The sequence below is a fragment of the Pseudomonas sp. R32 genome (assembly GCF_009866705.1).
In the GTDB taxonomy this organism is placed as follows: domain Bacteria; phylum Pseudomonadota; class Gammaproteobacteria; order Pseudomonadales; family Pseudomonadaceae; genus Aquipseudomonas; species Aquipseudomonas donghuensis.
The window spans coordinates 3,617,807-3,637,816 of record NZ_CP019396.1 but is presented as its reverse complement, the minus strand read 5'-3'; the positions used below and the strand labels follow the sequence as shown (position 1 = coordinate 3,637,816).

At 66.3% G+C, this 20,010-nt stretch carries 12 protein-coding genes; 4 read left to right on the top strand and 8 right to left on the bottom strand.

Going from position 1 to position 20,010, the window contains the following annotated elements:
* The first annotated feature begins 46 nt into the window (after positions 1–46).
* The 3 genes from PspR32_RS16835 to PspR32_RS16825 all read left to right on the top strand — a co-directional run bounded on the left by PspR32_RS16835 (position 47) and on the right by PspR32_RS16825 (position 2,492).
* Positions 47–598 carry a hydrolase gene (locus tag PspR32_RS16835; protein ID WP_159388923.1) on the top strand — a complete coding sequence of 184 codons (552 nt, stop codon included), beginning with the start codon at positions 47–49 and terminating at the stop codon, positions 596–598.
* A gap of 85 nt (positions 599–683) precedes the next feature.
* Complete coding sequence (locus PspR32_RS16830; protein WP_036996299.1) at positions 684–1,352, top strand: hypothetical protein; 669 nt, start codon at positions 684–686, stop codon at positions 1,350–1,352.
* A 60-nt stretch (positions 1,353–1,412) separates the two neighbouring features.
* Positions 1,413–2,492, top strand: coding sequence for a DUF1615 domain-containing protein (locus tag PspR32_RS16825; protein ID WP_010222483.1), 1,080 nt, complete (start codon positions 1,413–1,415; stop codon positions 2,490–2,492).
* A 129-nt stretch (positions 2,493–2,621) separates the two neighbouring features.
* Here the strand turns inward: PspR32_RS16825 and PspR32_RS16820 are convergent, their stop codons facing one another.
* From PspR32_RS16820 to PspR32_RS16785, 8 genes are read right to left on the bottom strand one after another with little or no spacing between them, the layout of a single operon-like run.
* Complete coding sequence (locus PspR32_RS16820; protein WP_159388922.1) at positions 2,622–3,542, bottom strand: metal ABC transporter solute-binding protein, Zn/Mn family; 921 nt, start codon at positions 3,540–3,542, stop codon at positions 2,622–2,624.
* Entirely contained in the window at positions 3,539–4,438 is a 900-nt protein-coding gene (locus tag PspR32_RS16815; protein ID WP_010222479.1) for a metal ABC transporter permease, read from the bottom strand. Before PspR32_RS16815 ends, PspR32_RS16820 begins: the two co-directional genes overlap by 4 nt.
* Complete coding sequence (locus tag PspR32_RS16810; RefSeq protein ID WP_010222478.1) at positions 4,438–5,187, bottom strand: metal ABC transporter ATP-binding protein; 750 nt, start codon at positions 5,185–5,187, stop codon at positions 4,438–4,440. Before PspR32_RS16810 ends, PspR32_RS16815 begins: the two co-directional genes overlap by 1 nt.
* Positions 5,184–6,101: a metal ABC transporter substrate-binding protein gene (locus PspR32_RS16805; protein WP_010222476.1), complete on the bottom strand. Its 918-nt coding sequence runs from the start codon at positions 6,099–6,101 to the stop codon at positions 5,184–5,186. Before PspR32_RS16805 ends, PspR32_RS16810 begins: the two co-directional genes overlap by 4 nt.
* 14 nt (positions 6,102–6,115) lie before the next feature.
* Complete coding sequence (locus tag PspR32_RS16800) at positions 6,116–6,685, bottom strand: DUF6162 family protein (protein WP_159388921.1); 570 nt, start codon at positions 6,683–6,685, stop codon at positions 6,116–6,118.
* Complete coding sequence (locus PspR32_RS16795) at positions 6,682–6,999, bottom strand: hypothetical protein (RefSeq protein ID WP_412034189.1); 318 nt, start codon at positions 6,997–6,999, stop codon at positions 6,682–6,684. Before PspR32_RS16795 ends, PspR32_RS16800 begins: the two co-directional genes overlap by 4 nt.
* Positions 6,996–7,532 carry a hypothetical protein gene (locus PspR32_RS16790; RefSeq protein WP_010222472.1) on the bottom strand — a complete coding sequence of 179 codons (537 nt, stop codon included), beginning with the start codon at positions 7,530–7,532 and terminating at the stop codon, positions 6,996–6,998. The genes PspR32_RS16795 and PspR32_RS16790 overlap by 4 nt, the downstream gene beginning before the upstream one ends.
* Positions 7,529–8,731 (bottom strand): PepSY-associated TM helix domain-containing protein, encoded by a 1,203-nt coding sequence (locus PspR32_RS16785; protein WP_100782406.1) that lies wholly within the window; start codon positions 8,729–8,731, stop codon positions 7,529–7,531. Before PspR32_RS16785 ends, PspR32_RS16790 begins: the two co-directional genes overlap by 4 nt.
* A gap of 226 nt (positions 8,732–8,957) precedes the next feature.
* Between PspR32_RS16785 and PspR32_RS16780 the strand changes: the two genes are divergently transcribed.
* On the top strand, positions 8,958–20,009 hold the full coding sequence (locus PspR32_RS16780) for a non-ribosomal peptide synthetase (RefSeq protein ID WP_159388920.1): 11,052 nt from the start codon (positions 8,958–8,960) through the stop codon (positions 20,007–20,009).
* The last annotated feature ends 1 nt before the right edge of the window (position 20,010 follow it).

The following is a 20,010-nucleotide window of genomic DNA, read 5'->3' as shown; positions in this document are numbered from 1 at the left end:
GCGAATGGGCGAGCCTTGGGGTTTAGCCAGAGCACAGGTGCACGTGATGTTGATCAAGCCGAACCAGGCCAGCCTGCTGGTCATCGATGTTCAGGAAAAACTCATTGGCGCGGTGAGCGACCCGGCCGGCACCCTGGCGCGCACCCGCTGGTTGTTGGCGGCGACCGCTACCCTGGGCCTGCCGACGGTATTTTCCGAGCAGTATCCCAAGGGGCTGGGGCCGACCGTGGCGCAGCTCAAGGAGGCCTCGCCAGCGGCTCAGGTGGTCGAGAAGCTGCACTTCTCCTGCGTCGCTGCCCAGTGCCTGCCGGCATCGCTGCTGGCCCGCGAGCAGGTGATCGTCTGTGGCATGGAAACCCATATCTGCGTGCTGAAAACCGTGCTCGACCTGCTGGAGCTGGGCAAGCAGGTATTCGTGGTCGAGGACGCCTGTGACTGTCGCGGCGCCCACAACCGCGATGCCGGCATTGCCCGCATGCGTGCCGCCGGGGCGCAGATCGTCACCCGCGAGATGGTCGTTTTCGAGTTGCTCGGCAGCTCGGCCCACGAACAGTTCCGCGCTGTCAGCAAGACCTACATGGTTGGCGAGCAGCCGTGAGCGTCGGGCTCGGGCACTGGCCAGTGGTGTTGTGCGCGGCGCTGCATTAAAGTGCGCGCCACTTCATTGCTTACAGGATGTTCAGATGAAACCGCGTGCACTGCTGACTATCGGCTCGACCCTGACCCTGGTCTGCCTGCCGTTGTTCGCCCAGGCCCAGGCCACTGTCGCCCAGGTCTTCAACGGTGAAATGCTCGGCACCAACCTCAAGTACTTCGAGTCGGTCGCAGGCATTGCCCGCACCAGCTTAGGCGACAAGCACACCTACAAGGTGCAGGGGTGCGAGATCACTGCCGACGCTACCGGTGGCAGCATCAACGACCTGCGCCTGGAGCTGTCGCCGACCTGCAAGGCCGACCTCAGCTCGTTCATCGGCACCTTCGCCCCGCCAGCCAACCAGCCGCTGACCTTTGCCGCGCTGCATGAGTCTACCGGTGGCCCGCTGGAGTTCTATGCCGACTGCCTGGAAATGTGTGGCAACGCCGCCGATCCGTCGGTGTATGCCCTGTGGGAAGGGCCGCGTGCGGTCGGCTTCACCCAGGTCCTGGCCGAAGTCATGCTCACCGACGACGCGGCCATCGCTGCCTCGAACACATGGGCGGACGAGATGAAGAAGCACAAGGGCGAAGACTTTGTCATGGAAACCAAATACAACTGCGAACGCAGTTTCGACCCGGTCGCCTTGCAGAGCTTCAAACCGGTGGCGATCACCGCGGTGACCATCGGCACGCAACTGAGCAAACCAGGCTGCTGATTGCAGTCGTGCCCGACCGCCGCTACTGTGCAGCTGTTGCCAGATGTGGCGGGAGAGCCCATGCAAGTACCCGGTTGGCTGGTGGTTATCAGCGTGCTGTTAACGGTTCAGGGCTGCGTCACCCAGCGTGAAGCGCCTGAGCAGGCCCCGGCCAAGGTGCGCGCACAGATCGTGCGCCTGCTGCCGGCCAGCACCAAGGACCGTGAAGGCTGGGCGCGGGATATCCAGAGCGCCTTCGCCGCGCAGAAGATCAGCGCCAGCAAGAGCAACCTGTGCGCGGTGCTGGCGGTCACTGAACAGGAATCGACCTTCCAGGCCGACCCGAAAGTGCCGGGCCTGGGCCGCATCGCCCGGCAAGAGATCGACCGCCGCGCGGCCAGCCTGCACATCCCCAAACTACTGATCGACGCCACCCTGCAAACCCGCTCGCCGACCGGCAAAACCTACGGCCAGCGCCTGGATGCGGTGCGAAGCGAAAAAGAACTCAGCGACCTGTTTGATCAATTGATCGGCGCCTTGCCCATGGGCAAGACCCTGCTCGGTGGTTTGAACCCGGTGCGTACCGGTGGGCCGATGCAGGTGAGCATCGACTTTGCCGAACAGCATGCCCAGGGCTACCCCTACACCTATGGCGGGACCATCCGCCAGGAAGTCTTCAGCCGCCGTGGCGGCCTGTATTTTGGCATCGCTCACCTGCTCGGCTACCCCACCCACTATGATCGCCCGCTCTATCGTTTTGGCGACTTCAATGCCGGCTGGTACGCCAGTCGCAACGCGGCGTTCCAGAGTGCCTTGAGCCGCGCCACGGGCGTGCAGCTGGCCCTGGACGGCGACCTGATCGCGCCGGGGGCGATCATGCCGGGTACCACCGAGCAGGCAGCAAGGCGCCTGGGGGTGAAGCTGGATTTGCGCAACGTCAGCATCCGCGACCAGCTGGAGAAGGGCGACAGCCTGGCGTTCGAAGACACCCGCTTGTACAAGGGTGTCTATGCCCTGGCCGATGGCACGGCGGGCAGGGCCGTGCCGCGGGCGCAGCTACCGGGCATTGAACTGAAGAGCCCGAAGATCACCCGCAAACTGACCACGGCCTGGTTTGCCAAGCGGGTGGATGAACGCTATCAGCGCTGCATGAAACGTTGAGTCGGTGGTGAAGCAATCGCTGGCAAGCCAGCTCCCACAGGTCTTGCATTGACCCTGATAACGCCGCAATACCTGTGGGAGTTGGCTTTGCCGACGATGGGCTGCAAAGCAGCCCCTAAATAGCCAAGGTCAGCTGCTACCCGCCAGCAACGCCCCCACCACCTGCTCGACACTGGCCTTCAGCCCCGCCAGCGAATCCTGCGCATCGGTCTCCACCACCAGCAGTTTGGCCCCGGACGCGGCGATCACCTCGGCCACTGCCTGGCCTGGCTGCTTGTGATGCAGCACCAGCGCCACGTCCTGGCCCTTGAGTTCATCGCCCAGACGCTTGAGCGCCGCCGCATCCCACTGGTCATCGGCCACCTGCGGGTGATCGATCAGGTCCAGGTTCAAGCCGCTGACCAAGTAATCCAGGCGATCCGAGAGGTTGACCACGCTGAGGTTGTCCGCTTCGGCCAGCCGCGCTTCGCTGCCGGCACTGAGCTCCAGCAGTTGGCGCTTGAGGGCCGCCAGGTTGCCCTGGATTTTCGGCTGGTCCGCCGGGCTCAAGCGCCCCAGGTCGTTGGCCAGGACATCGGCCATGCGCCCAAGGTTGCTCGGGTTGAGCCAGGGGTAGCCGGCAAAGGCATTGCTGCCCTGCACGGCGATGCCCGGCAGGGCGCCATCCACCGGGCGCGCGGCGTCGATTTCGACGATGCGGATATTGCTGCGCCGGGCCACCGGGTACAGCGGATCGTCGCTCCAGATCGAGCGCAGGCCGATCACCGCATCGGCGCCGCCGGCCGCTTTTTGCAGGCTGGCGCCACCACGGCCGCTGAAGTACGACGGTTGGCGCGAGGCCGGAATATTCGCTGGCGCTGCCCGTTGCAGTTTCACCGAGGTGCCGTCGAGCAGGGCGCTGGCCAGGCTGTGGGTCACCGGCAGCGACGCCAGGACGGTAACCCCGGCCGCTGCTTGCTTGGCCGCTGCCGGGGCGCTCTGGGCCAGGCTCAGGGTGGGCAGGCCGGCGAGCGCCAGGGCCAGGCACAGGTGCTGGAGTTTGAAGGTCATGCCGGGTTTCCTTGCAGGCGTGGAACAAGGCCGCGGGCGAGGGCGGCGAGGGCGAAGCAGCAGCCGGCGACGAGGATGATCGCCGCACCCGAAGGCACCGGCAGGTCGAAGACGATCGGCAGCAGAATGCCCACCAGGGTGCTCAGGGTGGCGATCAGCACCGAGGCCCAGAAAAAGCCCTTGAGCGACTGGCTGATCAGGCGCGCCGCGGCTGCCGGGATCACCAGCAGGGCGCCGACCAGGATCGCGCCGATGACTTTCACCGCTGCTACGGTGACCAGGGTCACCAGTACCACGAACAGGTAGTCCAGGCGTTTCACCGCGACGCCGCGTACCGCTGCCAGTTGCGGGTTGAAGCTGGCCAGCATGATGCGGTTGTACAACGGCAAGGCCAGGGCCAGCACCAGGCTGGCGACGATGCCGAGCACCAGCAGGTCCTGGCCACTGACGGTCAGCACCGAGCCGAACAGCACGTTCTCGAGGATATGAACGTTGATCTTGCCGGCCAGCATCAGCAGCAGGCTGGCGCCCAGGGCCAGCGACACCGAGAGGAACACGCCGATCAGGGTGTCGGGCGACAGCCCGGTGCGGTTGCGCAAAAAGTTCAGCAGGATGCCGAACAACAGGCAGTAGCCGAACAGGCTGCCATAGGGGCCGGTGTAGGGCTCGCCAAGCAAAATGCCGATGGCCACCCCAGTCAGCGCCGCATGGCCGACGGCTTCGGAGAAGAAGGCAAAGCGCTTGACCACCACCAGGGTGCCGAGGCCGCCGAGTACCGGGCCGATCATCAGGCCGGCGAGCAGGGCATTGACCACAAAGCCATAGGCCAAGGCTTCTGGCAGGTAACCGGCGGTAGCCCAGCCCTGGATCAGCAGGCGAAATTCTTCGTAGTTCATCAGGCGGTGCTCTCGCTGCGCGGGTGAATGGAGAACAGGCTGAGCAGGCGCTCCGGGGTCAGCGCCTGGGTTGGCGGCGCGTCGAACAGCACCCGGCGGCTGAGGCCGGTGACGCGGTCGGCCAGGCGCGCCACGGCTTGCAGGTCATGCTCGATCCACAGCACCGTGGTGCCGGCGGCGCGCCAGTCGTGCAGCAGGCGTTCGAATACCTGGATACCGGCTTCGTCCAGCGCCGACATCGGCTCGTCGAGCACCAGCAATTGCGGCGCCGGGATCAGCCCCTGGGCCAGCAGCACGCGCTGGCGCTCGCCACCGGAGAGGGCGCCCATGCGCCGCTTGCGCTTGTCGAGCATGCCGACCCGCTGCAGCGCGGCATCGATGGCCGGCGCCACCTTGCGTGACAGGCCAAGAAACGCCGGGCGACGCTGGCACATGGCGGCCATGAAGTCATCGACGGTCATCGGCAGGCCACGGTCGAACTCCAGGGCCTGGGGCACGTAGCCGATGATCTGCTCGTCGCCGGGCCAGGTCAGGGTCAACTGGCCCTGGTGCGGCATCTGCCCGAGCAGGGTCTTGATCAGCGAGCTCTTGCCACCGCCGTTGGGGCCGACCAGCGCATGCACGCTGCCGGCGGCGACGTTGAAGCTGACCTTGTCGAGGATCCGCGTGCGGCCCAGGGTCAGGTCGACCTCGGCAAAGGCGATGTCCGGCCCGCAGGCGCGGTTGAGCAGCGGCTGGGCCACGGTCATGCCTGGGACTCCTTGATCGCCCGCACCACGGTGTCGAGGTTGCGCTTCATCTCGACCTCGTACTTCTCCTTGCTGTAGTCGCCGTAGGAGATGTGCGTCAGCGGGTAGATCTTCACCCCCGATTCGCGCTGGATGGTTTCGACATAGGCCGAGGGAAAGTCCATCTCCGAGAAGATCACCTTCACGTCCAGGGCCTTGAGCTGGTCGATGGTCTTTTTCAGCTGGCTGGGGCTGGGTTCGATGCCGTGGGCCGGCTCCACCACTGCGGTGACTTCCAGGCCGAACTCGCGCACCAGGTAGTCGTAGGCGGCGTGGATGGTCGCCACGCGAAATTCAGCGCCCGGCGCTTCGGTGACCTGGGCCAGGGCTTCGGCGCGCAGCTTGCGCAGGCGCTTGGCGTAGGCGCGGGCGTTCTGGCTGTAGTACTTGGCGTTGTCCGGGTCGAGCTTGCCCAGCTCGCGGGCGATGTTGTTGACCTGGGCGATGCTGGCGCTGATCGACAGGAAGGTGTGCGGGTTGACCACCTTGCCGGCGCCGCGTGCGGCCACGCCGGTAGCGGCCAGCAGCGGCACGTTGCTGTTGGATTCGATGGTGGTGATGTTGGGTTTTTCGCTGGCGGCGATCATCCGGTCGGCAAAATCATCATGGCCAACGCCGTTGAGCACGATCACGTCCAGGGTGCCGATGCGCTTGATGTCCTCGGCGCGCGGCTCGTAGGCGTGGGGGTTGAAGCCGGCCGGAATCAGCGGCACCACCTCGGCCTTGTCACCGACGATATTGCTCACGTAGCTGTAGTACGGGTGCAGGGTGATGCCGATGCGCAGCGGCTTGCCGGTATCGGCCAGGGCCAGGGCGGGCAGGGCGCAGGCGAGGAACACACTGAGAAGGCGACGGGCGAGGGTGGCGCGAAACATGGGGCGTCCTTGTGTCAATGACGATGCTGGCGGGTGACGCCGGCGTCGTAGTGGGCGGCGATCTGTTGCCAGCCGGCGGCGATCAGGGCGGCCTGGCTGAAGTCGGCAGGCACGCTGGCGCTGGCGCTGCGCTGCAACCAGACGTCAGCGGCGCCGTCCTCGGCTTCGGGCACCAGCAGGAGGAAACTGCCGGCCACCTCGCGGGCCTGGCTCAGGCCCAGGTAGGCGCGCGGCGCCAGCAGCTGCCACTGGTGCTGGCCGCGGCTGGCGGCGCTGGCGTCGGCCACGAAGGGCGGGAAGCCTTCCTCGGCCAGGACCTCGACGGCCAGCAGTTGCGGCTCGTCTTCGCGGCGCGCCTGGATCTCGTCGAACGCCACCCGCAAGTCGGCGTACACCCCTTGTTCGGCGGCATTGAGGTCGCGGCGGGCATCCAGCTGATGGGCCTCGATGCTGACCTCGTCAAGGCGTTCGCCGCGCAGGGCAACGATGCCGGCGGCCACGGCCAGGATCAGCAGGCTGACCAGCAGCACGTAAAGGGTTTCATGCCCGGCGCCGGCCGGGCGCACTACCTGGACGCGGCTCATTGCTCGATATCTGCGTAGTCGATTTCCACCACGTGGCCGGGGCCGGCGTCGAACAGCACGTAGAACTCGCCGTCCGGGCGCTTGAAGGTCAGCTTCGAGTCATCGCCAAGCTTGCCGGGCACCAGGATCGATTCGTCATAGCCGATCACATCCAGGGTCACCCCCGGCGCGCCGCTGCCATCGGAAAAACCGCCGGTGCACTGGATCTGGCCGCCGTCGATTTCCTTGCATTCGCACATCGGGTTGTGCGCCAACGCCTGGCCGGCAGCGCCGAGCAGCAGCAAGGGCAGGAGCTGCTTACGAAATTTCATCATTTGCCTCCTTGTTTGTTCAGCCAGGCAACGGTAGCCGGCGAGGCCTTGCTCAATGGCACGGCGGCCTGGTGCATGCTGCCGTCCCAGCCTTCGAGGGTGATCCAGAGCTCGGCGTCCGCGCGGGTCTTGAGCGGGATCGGCAGGCCGGTGCTCATGCGGTACGGGGTGCCGAAGAAGATCGTCCCGGCGGCGCGCAGGCTGCGCGGCTTGCCGATGCGCAGGTAAGCCGCCTTGACCTCGGCGATGCAGGCCTGGCACAGGGCGATATTGAACGCCTTGAAGTAACCGGCAGGGCCATCGGCGCGCGGTGCCTCGTCGCGCAATTCGGCCAGTTGCACGCTCCACGGGCCGACCTTGACCTCGCCGAGCTCACGCTCGCCCAGGCCGCTGTCACCGCGAAACATCGCGGCGTCGGCAAAATACTTGGGCATGAAGCCAAGCGGGATCAGCAACAGCAGGATGTTCAGGTGAAAGCGCCATTTGTGCCAGAAGCGGCTCAGCGGGCTTTGCGGCATAACGGCTGCCTTGCTCATAGGCTCGCCTCCGTGACGGTATCGGTAGCGGTGGTGGCCTGCTTGTGCGGCTTGCGCTCGCGCTTGAGGGCAGCGGCGGTGGCCTGGGCGGTGCGCTTGGTCCAGATCAGCAGGCCGCTCAACACCATCATCGACAGCACCAGGCCGAAGAAGGCCCAGATCAGCTTGATGGTCAGGCCGCCGAAGTCACCGGTGTGCAGCGGTCGCATGGATTCGGTAACGAACTCCAGGGTCGAGCGGTCGTCGATCAAGAACTGCGACTCGATCTTGCTGTTGTACGGGTTGACGTTGACCGTCTGGAACATCAGCGGGTACCAGCCGCGCCCGCCCAGGTAGAGGTGGGCATAGGCGTTGCCGGGCAGGGAGATGAAGCTGACGTCCAGGCCGGCGATCTGCTCCTTGGCGATGCGCGTGGCGTCATCCAGGCTGATGCGCGGGGCAGGTGTGCCGGCTTCGGTGCGTGGCACGTCTTCGCGGGCAATTACTGGCACCACCGGCTCGGTGGAGATCGTGACGTGGTTGTCGGCCAGGATCGCCTGGATCAGGAACCAGGTGCCGGTGATGGAGATCACTGCAATGAACCAGATCGACCAGATGCCGCTCAGGCGGTGGAAGTCGCCCCAGAAGATCCGCGCGCCATGGTTAAAGCGCAATGTCGGCTTGAAGAAGCCCTTCCAGAACCGTTTATAGACCACAAGCCCGGTGACCAGCGAGGCCAGCATCGGCAGGCCGAGCAGCGACACCAGGTACCAGCCCCAGCTGTAGCCGTTGGTGAACGGCACCAGCCACCAGCCGTGCAAGGCACGGGTGAAGGCCTCAAAGTTGAACGATGGGCTCTTGCCCTGGATCGCCCCGGTGTAGGGGTTGACGTACAGGGTCGGCGCGCTGCCATCGGGGAAGGTCACCGCCGCGGTCAGTGCAAAGTGCGAACCGTCCGGCTGGCTGATAAAGCGCACCGCCATGTCCGGTTCGGCCTTGTGCAGGGCATCGAGCACTTGCTGGAAGCTCAGCCGCTCGGCGTCGCCATCGGGCTTGCTGGCGCGCACATCGGGGTTGGCCAGCCAGACGATTTCCTGGCTGACCACCGCCAGGGTGCCGGTAACGCAGACGATCAGGACGAAGAACCAGATCGGCAGGGCAAGCCAGCTATGGACCAGGAACCACAGTCTGGATTTGGACTTTTTCGGTTTTTGGGACATTGCAGGTGTCTTTTCAGAGAAATTGAGGTCGAGCCGATGCTCAGCCTTGGGACTGCAATAGATAAGACGAACGAGAATCGTAAAACCCGCAGGGTTAGTTGAAAGCAAATGTTTCAGAGGCACCGGGGGATCTGGCCAGTTGCGCTTAATTTTCCTTCGCAGTCATCCGTTTTTCTTGAATTACCGGGCCTGCGGGCTCGTTGTTCCTCTGGATGGATGAAAGTCGATGAATGCCGAAGATGCTCGCAAGCTTGCCCGCCGATTCATAGAGTTGCCGCTGGAAAAGCGCCGGATCTTCCTCGAAAGCCTTCGCCGCGAGGGTGTCGACTTTGCCCAGTTTCCGATTCCGGCGCAGATTGCAACGGCCGATCAGGGAAGCCTTTCGTATGCGCAACAGCGCATGTGGTTGCTCTGGCAACTGGAGCCCGGCAGTGGCGCCTACAACCTGCCCAGCGCCGTGCGCCTCAACGGTGCCCTCAACATCCAGGCGCTGGAAGCGGCCTTCGCCGGCCTGCTGGCGCGTCACGAAACCCTGCGCACCGCGTTCATCCAGGGGGCAGATGACCTGCCGCAGCGGGTGCCGGTGACGCAGGCGCTGCAGATTGCCCGGCACGATGTCAGCGACCAGCCTGAAGACCAGCGCGAAGCCTGGGTGCGGGCCGAAGCCGAGCGCCAGGCCCTGTTGCCGTTTGACCTGGCCCAGGGGCCACTGCTGCGGGTGAGCCTGGTGCGTATGGGCGAGCAGGCGCATGTGTTGCTGCTGGTCATGCACCACATCGTCGCCGACGGCTGGTCGATGAACGTGCTGATCGACGAATTCATTCGCCGTTACGACGCTGCCGACCGTGGCCAGGCGCTGGAACTGCCGGCCTTGCCGATTCAGTACAGTGACTATGCCCTGTGGCAGCGGCGCTGGCTGGAGGCGGGTGAGCAGGCCCGGCAACTGGACTACTGGCGCGCCCAGCTGGGTGATGAACACCCGGTGCTGGCGCTGGCGCTGGATTATCCGCGTCCGCCACGGCCCAGCCAGGTCGGCGCCCGTCATGAATTCAGTGTGCCGCCAGTGCTGGCCGAGCAACTGCGCGGCGCCGCCCGCCAGCACAACATCACCCTGTTCATGCTGTTGCTGGGCGGCTTCGGGCTCTTGCTGCAGCGCTACAGCGGCCAGGACGACATCCGCATTGGCGTGCCCATCGCCAATCGCAATCGCAGTGAGGTCGAGGGCCTGATCGGCTTCTTCGTCAACACCCAGGTGCTGCGCCTGCAGTTCGACCCCAGTGCCGCCGTCAGTACCTTGCTGCAACAGATCAAGGGCACGGCGCTGGGGGCGCAGGCCCATCAGGAATTGCCGTTCGAGCAATTGGTCGAGGGCCTGCGCGTAGAACGCGACAGTGGCCACAATCCGCTGTTCCAGGTGATGTACAACCATCAGCCGCAAGTCGCCGACCTGAGCGCCGTGCATAGCGCTGGCGGCCTGCAGTTGCAGGCGCTGGAGTGGACCAGCCGGACCACCCGCTTTGACCTCACCCTGGACACCTTCGAGCGCGGCGGGCAACTGCATGCGGCCTTCACCTACCGCAGTGAACTGTTCGCCCCGGCCACCATCGCGCGCATGGCCGAACACTGGCTGAACCTGCTGACGGCGATGGTCCAGGCGCCGCAGCTGGCGCTCGGCGAATTGCCGATGCTCTCGGCGCAGGCCCGCGAGGCGGTGCTCCAGCAGTCGGGCCCGAGCCCGACGGTGAGCGATGCGCCGTTGTGCATCCACCAGTTGATCGAGCGCCAAGCCGTTGCCTGGCCGCAGCGCACCGCGGTGACCTTTGCCGGGCGCAGCCTGAGCTATCAGCAGCTCAACGCCCGGGCCAACCAGCTGGCCCGCCACCTGCAGGCCCAGGGCGTAGGCCCGGATGTGCTGGTGGGGATTGCCGTTGAGCGCTCGCTGGAGATGATCGTCGGCCTGCTGGCCATCCTCAAGGCCGGTGGGGCCTATGTGCCGTTCGATCCGCAGTATCCGCGCGAGCGCCTGGCCTACCTGCTGCAAGACAGCCAGGTGAGCCTGCTGTTGACCCAGCAGGCCCTGCTTGAGCGCTTGCCGGCGCTGGACACGCTGCAGGTGCTGCTGCTCGATGGCGAGCAGGCATCGACCAGCGCATACCGTGACGATGACCTGCAGCTGGCGCTGGACCCCGAGCACCTGGCGTATGTGATTTACACCTCCGGCTCTACCGGACAGGCCAAAGGCGTGACCCTGGCCCATCGCTCGCTGGTCAACTATGTCCAGGGCATCTTGCAGACCCTGCCGCTGGCCGGGGCGCAAAGCATGGCGGTGGTCTCGACCATTGCGGCCGACCTGGGCCACACCACCCTGTTTGGCGCGCTGTGCTCCGGTTGCACCCTGCATGTGCTCGACCTTGACCTGACCCTGGATGCCGAGCGTTTTGCCGCCTACATGGCGCGCGAGCAGATTGATGTGCTGAAAATCGTCCCCTCGCATATCGAGGCGTTGCTCAGCGACAGCCATCGTGGTGCCGGGTTGCCGCGCCAATGCCTGGTGCTGGGCGGTGAAGCGGCCTCGCCGGCCTTGCTTGAACGCATTGCCGCCTGGGCGCCGGCGTGTCAGGTGATCAACCACTATGGCCCGACCGAGTCGACCGTGGGCGCGCTGACGGCGCCGATCGAGCCGAGCCCGGGCAGCGTCCCGGCGTTGGGCCGGCCATTACCGAACCTGTGCGCACGGGTGCTGGACGGCAACCTGCAGGTGCTGCCGGCGGGCGTCAATGGCGAGCTGTTGCTCGGCGGCGCCGGCCTGGCCCGCGGTTATCACCGGCGCCCAGGGCTGACCGCCGAACGTTTTGTTCCCGATCCCCATGGCCAGGCCGGTCAGCGCCTGTATCGCACCGGTGACCTGACCAGCTACCGCGACGACGGGCAGATTCGTTTCCACGGGCGTATAGACCATCAGGTGAAAATTCGCGGCTACCGCATCGAGCTCGATGAAATCAGCGCCTGCCTGCGGCGCCAGGTGGCAGTCAGGGACGCCGTCACCCGCCTGGCCACTGTCGGTGGCCAGGCGCAGATCGTCGCCTATCTGGTGCTGGACGAGTCCCAGGCCAACAGCGGCGAACATGCCTTTACCGCACAGCTGCAGCAGCGCCTGGGCGAGGTGCTGCCGGAGTACATGCTGCCGGCCCATTACGTCGTGCTGGCGGCGCTGCCGCTGACCTTGAACGGCAAGCTCGACTTGCGCGCCCTGGCGGCCATCGAGTTGCAGGCGCGGCAGGTGCCCTACCAGGCACCGCAGAACGCCGTGCAGGAACAGCTGGCACAGATCTGGGCACAGGTGCTGGAGGTCGAGCGGGTGGGGCTGCAGGACAATTTCTTCAACCTTGGCGGTCATTCGTTGCTGGCCACGCAGATTATTTCCCGGGTGCGCCGGCTACTGCAGGTCGATGTGCCGTTGCGCAGCCTGTTCGAGAGCGCAACGCTTGCCGAGTTTGCCCGCCAGGTGCAACAGGCCGGCACCGCCAGCAGCCGCCCGGCGTTGCAGCGGGTGTCGCCAGGGCAGCCGTTGCCGGCGTCGTTCGCACAGCAGCGGCAGTGGTTGTTGTGGACCCTGGAACCGCAAAGCCAGGCATACCACACGCCGATTGTGGTGCAGTTGCGGGGGCAACTGGAGCGTACCGCCCTGGAGCAGACCTTTGCCGCCCTGGTGGCTCGGCACGAGGCCTTCCGCACCCGTTTCAGCCAGCAGCAAGGGACCCTGTACCAGATTGTCGACGCCGATGATCCGCTCATCGTGCGCTGGGAGCGCCTGGAACAGGCGGACAGCGCGCAGATCCAGGCCAGCGTCGGCGCCGAGATCGCCACGCTGTTTGACCTGGAGCGTGGCCCGCTGCTGCGGGTCAAGGTGCTGGAAGTGGCGGCCGAGCACTTCATCCTGGTGGTGACCCTGCACCACATCATCTCTGACGGTTGGTCGATGGGCGTGCTGGGGCGTGAGTTCGCCGCCCTGTATGGCGCCTTCCAGCGCCAGCAGCCGCTGAGCCTGGCACCGCTGGCGGTGCAGTACGGCGACTATGCGCACTGGCAGCGCCGCTGGCTCGAAGGCGGTGAGCTGGCGCGTCAGCTGGACTACTGGCGTGGGCAACTGGGCAGCGAGCACCCGGTGCTGGAGCTGGCCACCGACCATCCGCGCCAGGCCGGCCAGCACTACCGGGAAGGGCGGGTCGAGTTGCACTTGCCGGTGGAGCTCGAACAGCGCATCCGCCAGTTGGCACGGCGCAACAACCTGACCCTGTTCCAGGTGTTCATTGCTTCGTTTGCCCTGCTGCTGCAGCGCTACAGCGGCCAGGACGATATCCGCATCGGCATGCCGATCAGCAACCGCAACGCCGAAGAGCTCGAAGGCCTGGTGGGCTTCTTCGTCAATACCCTGGTGATGCGCCTGCCGCTGGCGGCACAGGCTTCGGTCAATGCCCTGCTGGCGCAGGCGCGCGATACCGCGCTGGCAGCCCAGGCCCATCAGGACCTGCCGTTCGACAAATTGGTCGAGGCGCTCAACCCGCAGCGTAGCCTGCAGCACAACCCGTTGTTTCAGGTGATGTACAACCACCTCAACACCGTCGGTGCCGCAGCTGCGGGCAACAGCCTGCCGCACTTGAGCGCGCAGGAAATGCTGCTGCCTGGCGGCATGGCGCAGTTCGAGCTGACCCTGGAAACCCTGGAAACCGATCATGGCATCCAGGCGGCGTTCATCTATGCCGCCGAGCTGTTCAATGCCGCGACCATCGAAAGCATGGCCCGGCACTGGCAGAACCTGTTGCGGGCCATGGTCGAGCAGCCTGAGCAGGCCATCGGCCAACTGCGCGTGCAGGATGACCGGCAATGGCAGGCGTTGCTCGCCGGTGCCTGCGGCCAGGCGCCGGCAGTGCATGCCGAATCGCTGGTCGAGCTGTTTGCCGCGCGTGTGCAACAGCAGCCCGAGGCGCTGGCACTGATCGAGGGCGAGCAGCGCTTGAGCTATGCCGAGCTGGATCGGCGCAGCAATCAATTGGCCCGTCATCTGCGCGCCGCCGGGGTGGGCCCGGAGGTGCGCGTGGGGCTGCTCGCCGAGCGCGGCATGGCGCTGGTGACCGCGCTGCTGGCGATCTTCAAGGCGGGCGGTGCCTATGTGCCGCTGGACCCACAGTATCCGCCCGAGCGCTTGAACTACATGCTCGAGGACAGTGGCGTGCAGTTGCTGCTCGGCCATCGGCAACTGCTCGATGGCTTGATGCTGGACAGCACCTGCCGGCGCCTGGTGCTGGAAGACCCGCTGGGCAGTGGCTCGAGCGAGGCGCTGGAGCACGCGCAGGTCTCGGCGCAAAGCCTGGCCTATGTCATCTACACCTCCGGCTCGACCGGCCAGCCCAAGGGGGTGGCGGTCGAGCATGGCGCCCTGGCCATGCATTGCCAGGCAGCGGCAGCGCGTTATGGACTGAGCGCCGAAGATCGCCTGCTGCAGTTTGCCTCGGTGAGTTTCGATGCGGCCGCCGAGCAGATCTTCATGCCGCTGATCCAGGGTGCGGCGCTGCTGGTCGGCGACGTGACTCACTGGAGCTATGAAGCGCTGTTGGCCCAGGTTCAAGCGCATGGCTTGAGTGTCCTCGACCTGCCGCCCAGCTACCTTACCGGCATCATCGCGGCCGCCGCCCCGGGCAGCCCGGCGCTGAACGTGCGTGCCTGCATTCTCGGCGGGGAAGCCTGGAGCCAGCAGCAAGTGGCGGCGCTTGAGCACTTGCGCGGCGTGCAGCTGTACAACGCCTACGGCCCCACCGAGGCGCTGATCAGCCCGTTGATCTGGGCCTGCGAGCCCTCGGGTGAAGCGGCGCCGTATGCGCCGATCGGGACCCCGGTGGGGGCACGTTCGGCCTATCTGCTCGATGCCCAGCTCAACCCGGTGCCTGGGGGCGTGGTTGGCGAGCTTTATCTGGGGGGCGAGGGCTTGGCCCGTGGCTACCTGCAGCGCCCGGGGCTGACTGCGCAGCAGTTCGTGCCGGACCCGTTCGGGGCCTCCGGTGCGCGCCTGTACCGCAGCGGCGACCTGGGCCGTCAGCGCGCCGACGGGGTCATCGAGTACCTTGGCCGTATCGACCACCAAGTGAAGATTCGCGGCCTGCGCATCGAGCTGGGCGAGATCGAGGCGCGCCTGCGTGCGCACCGTCAGGTAAGTGCCGTGGCGGTACTTGCCCAGCCTGGCGCCCAGGGGCCGCAACTGGTGGCCTATGTCGTCGCGCCCGGGGCTGACCAGGGGTTGCTGGAGCAGCTCAAGGCGCACCTGCGCACCCGCCTGCCGGAGCACATGCTGCCGGTGCACTGGCTGCTGCTCGAGCAATTGCCGCTGAACGCCAACGGCAAGCTCGATCGCCAGGCCTTGCCGCTGCCGCAGGTAGCGGCACAGGCTGCGTTCCAGGCGCCGCGCAACGCCATGGAAAGGCAGCTGGCCGCCATTTGGGCCGAGGTGCTCAAGCGTGAACAGGTGGGCGTGCAGGACAACTTCTTCGAGCTGGGTGGCGATTCGATCATCTCCATCCAGGTGGTCAGCCGTGCCCGCCAGGCCGGCATCCACTTCAGCGCCAAAGCGCTGTTCCAGTACCAGACGGTCCAGGGTGTGGCCGCTGTCGCCCGGCGCGGCGAGGCACCCGCAGCGCTTGCCCGCGGCGAGGTCAGGGGCGAGCAGATCCTGCTGCCGATTCAGCAGGCGTTTTTCGCCGAGGCCATCGCCGAGCGCCAGCACTGGAACCAGTCGGTGTTGCTCGAGCCCCAGCAGCACCTGGACCCGCAACACCTGGAGCAGGCCTTGCAAGCCTTGGTCAAGCACCATGATGCACTGCGCTTGAGCTTTGTCGAATCAGCCGAGGGCTGGTCGGCGCACTATCGCCAGGCGCCGTTGCCCGGCTTGCTGGTTCAAGCCCGGGTGCAGGACAGCGCCGGGTTGACCCGCGTGTGCGATGAGCTCCAGCGCAGCCTCGACCTGGCCCAGGGGCCGTTGCTACGCGGCCTGTTGGCGACCCTGGCCGATGGCAGTCAGCGACTGTTCCTGGCCATTCACCACCTGGTGGTGGACGGGGTGTCCTGGCGCATCCTGTTTGAAGACCTGCAGAGCGTTTACCGGCAATTGCACGCTGGCCAGGCCGTTGCATTGGCGGCACGCACCAGCGCCTATCAGGGCTGGGCCGAGCACCTGCAACGCCTGGCTGACAGCCCGCAACTGCGCGATGAACTGGCGTTCTGGCAGGCCCAGGGTCAAGGCGCAGGCGGGCCGTTGCCCGGCAGCCGATCGCAGGCGCCTGCGCTCAACCGCCATGCGCACACGCTGTACAGCCGCCTGGATGCGGCAACCACCCGCCAGTTACTGCAACAAGCGCCCCAGGCGTACCGGACCCAGGTCAACGACCTGCTGTTGACGGCGCTGGCGCAGGTGATCTGCCGCTGGACCGGTGAACCCAGCCTGCATATCCAGCTCGAAGGCCATGGCCGTGAAGAGCTGTTCGAAGGCCTGGACCTGAGCCGCACCGTGGGCTGGTTCACCAGCCTGTTCCCGTTGCGCCTGACGCCCCGGACCGAGGTGGGGGCGTCGCTCAAGGCAATCAAGGAACAACTGCGTGCGGTGCCGAACAAGGGCATCGGTTACGGCGTGCTGCGTTACCTCGCCGACCCGGCTACCCGCCAGCAACTGGCGGCATTGCCCGGCGCGCCGATCATCTTCAACTACCTGGGGCAGTTCGACGGCAGCTTTGCCGACGCCCAGGCCTTGTTGCGCCCGGCCGGCGACAGCGGTAGCCGCGACCAGAGCCCGGATGCGCCGCTGGGCGCGCCGTTGACCCTCAATGGCCAGGTCTATGAGGGCCGGTTGAGCCTGGGCTGGACCTTCAGCACCGAGGTATTCGAGCCGGCGTTGATCGCCCGTCTGGCCGAGGACTACAGCGCCGCCCTGCAAGCGCTGATCGAGCACTGCTGCGCCCCGCAACAGGGCGGCCTGACCCCCTCGGATGTGGCGCTGGCGGCCTTGGACCAGGCGCAACTCGACAGCCTGCCATTGGTGCCGGGCGAGATCGACGACCTCTATCCACTGTCGCCGATGCAGCAGGGCATGTTGTTCCATGCGCTGTATGCCCAAGGCAACGGGGACTACGTCAACCAGATGCAGGTCGAGGTGCGCGGGCTGGAGGTTGCCCGCTTCCGCCAGGCCTGGAAGCAGACCCTGCAGGCCCATGACATCCTGCGCAGCGGGTTTATCTGGCAGGGCGAACTGCCCCAGCCGCTGCAGTTTGTGCGCAAGCAGGTCGAGTTGCCTTTCGCCGAGTTCGACTGGCGCGGGCGTGCCGACCTGGACCAGGCGGTACAGGCCCTGGCGCGCAGTGACCGCGAGCAGGGGTTTGACCTGCAGCAGGCGCCGTTGCTGCGCCTGAGCCTGGTGCGCTGCGACAACGATCGTTACCAGTTCATCTACACCAACCACCATATCCTCATGGACGGCTGGAGCTACGCGCAGTTGCTCGGCGAGGTGCTCGAACGCTACCACGGCCATACCCCGTTGGCGGCGGCCGGGCGTTACCGTGACTACATTGCCTGGTTGCAGGCGCAAGACGCCGCGGCCAGCGCAGGGTTCTGGCAGCAGCACCTGGCCGGGCTGGAAGCGCCGACGCACCTGGCACCGGCATTGGCCGCCTATGGTCAGGTAAGCGAGGCGGGCGGGCGTGCCACCTATGCGCAGAGCCTCGACCGCTCAGGCACCGAGGCCCTGGTAAGCTTTGCCCGGGCCAGTAAAGTCACCGTCAACACCCTGGTGCAAGCGGCCTGGCTGTTGCTGCTGCAACGCTACACCGGCCAGGCCAGCGTAGCCTTCGGCGCCACGGTGGCCGGGCGCCCGGCCCAGGTGCCCGGCGCCGACCGGCAGATCGGCCTGTTCATCAACACCTTGCCGGTGATCGCCAACCCGCAGCCGTTCTTGACCGTTGGCCAGTGGCTGCAGCAAGTGCAGGCGTTGAGCCTGGCCATGGGTGAGCATGAAGCGACGCCGCTGTTCGAAATCCAGCGTTGGGCGGGGTTGGGCGGTGAGGCGTTGTTCGACAGCCTGCTGGTGTTCGAGAACTATCCGGTCGCCGAGGCCTTGCAGCGCCAGGCCGACAGCGGCCTGCAGTTCGGCCCGCTGCGCAACCACGAGCAGACGCACTACCCGCTGGCCTTGGCTGTGGAACTGGGAGAGTCGCTGCACCTGGGCTTCGACTATGCCGCCGGCCAGTTCAGCGCGCAGGCGGTGCAGCGCCTGGCGGCGCATGTGCTCAACCTGTTGGAGCAGTTCATGGCTGGCAGCGATGTTCGCCTGGGCGAGATCGCCTTGCCGCTGGCCGCTGAACGTGCCCAGGCACATCAGCGCAACCTGCAGCAAGGGCCGGGCGATTACCCGCTGGTGCATCAGCGCATTGCCCAGTGGGCTGTGCAACAGCCGCAACAACCGGCGGTGCTGCAAGGCGAGCGGGTCCTGAGCTTCGCCGCGTTGGAGCGCCGTGCCAACCAACTGGCGCATGCCCTGGTCGCCCGTGGCGTAGGCCCGGAAGTACGGGTAGCGGTGGGCCTGGGCCGCGACGAAGCGATGCTGGTGGCGCTGCTGGCGGTGCTCAAGGCCGGTGGCGCCTATGTGCCGCTGGATATCAATTACCCGGCCGAGCGCCTGGCCTACCTGCTCGAAGACAGTGCCGCGGCCTTGCTGCTCAGCGACTCCCGCCTGGCCTGGGAGGTGTCACTGCCGGCGCAGCTGGAGGTGCTGCACCTGGACCGCCTGTGCCTGGACGACTGGCCGCAACAGGCGCCGGTGGTCGCGATCGAGCCGGACAACCTGGCCTACATCATCTACACCTCCGGCTCTACCGGTCAGCCCAAGGGCGTTGCCGTGGCCCACGGGCCGCTGGCCATGCACTGCGCGCGGATCGGCGAGCGCTACGGCATGAGCGCCAGCGATTGCGAGCTGCTGTTCATGTCGTTTGCCTTCGACGGCGCTCACGAACGCTGGCTGACCACCCTGACCCACGGCGGGCGCGTGCTGTTGCGTGACGACAGCCTGTGGACCCCGGAACAAACCTTTGAGGCGTTGCACCGCCACGGGGTGACGGTGGCGGCGTTCCCGCCGGTGTACCTGCAGCAATTGGCCGAGCTGGCCGAGCGCCGCGGCAACCCGCCGGCGGTGCGCATCTATTGCTTTGGTGGCGACGCCGTGGCGCAGGCCAGTTTCGAACTGGCGCGGCGGGCGCTCAAACCCGAGTTCATCATCAATGGCTATGGCCCGACTGAAACCGTGGTCACCCCGCTGATCTGGAAAGCGGCGGCGAGCGACACCTGTGGTGCGGCGTATGCGCCGATCGGCAGCCGGGTCGGCGAGCGTAGCGTGCAGGTACTCGATGCTGCATTGAACCTGCTGCCCGATGGCCTGGCGGGTGAGTTGTACCTGGGGGGCTATGGGGTGGCGCGGGGCTACCTGAACCGTCCGGGGCTGACGGCCGAGCGTTTCGTGCCCGACCCGAGCGGCAGCATTGGCGGGCGCCTGTATCGTTCCGGCGATCTGGTGCGCCAGCGCGTCAGTGGCATCGTCGATTGCCTGGGGCGCATCGACCACCAGGTCAAGGTGCGCGGTTTCCGTATCGAACTGGGCGAAATCGAAGCCTGCCTGCAAGCCCAGCCAGGGGTTGCCGAGGCGGTGGTGGTGGCCCGTGACGGCGCCCATGGCAAGACCCTGGTCGGTTACCTGGTCGCCAGCCGCGACGGCCTGGCCGAGGCGCCTGCAACCTGGCTCAGCGCACTCAAGGCGCAGCTGCAAAGCCAGCTGCCGGCGTACATGGTGCCGAGCCAGCTGATGCAGCTCGAACAGTTGCCCGTGACCCCCAACGGCAAGCTTGACCGCAAGGCCTTGCCCGCACCCCAGGCGCTGCACGGCAGTGAAGCCTACCAGGCCCCGGCAAGCGACCTGCAACGCCGCCTGGCGACGATCTGGCAGCAGGTGCTCAAGGTTGAGCGGGTCGGTCTGCTGGATAACTTCTTCGAACTGGGCGGGCACTCGCTGCTGGCCACCCAGGCTACCGCCCAGGCGCAGCTGGAGCTTGGCGCGGACCTGGCCCTGGAGCTGATTTTCAAGGCCCGCAGCCTGGCGGAATACGCCGAGGCCGTGGCCGCGTGCATGACATCGAATCGAGAGGAAGACCTGAGCGACATGTTTGACTTTCTCAACGAACTGGAGGCGAACTGAC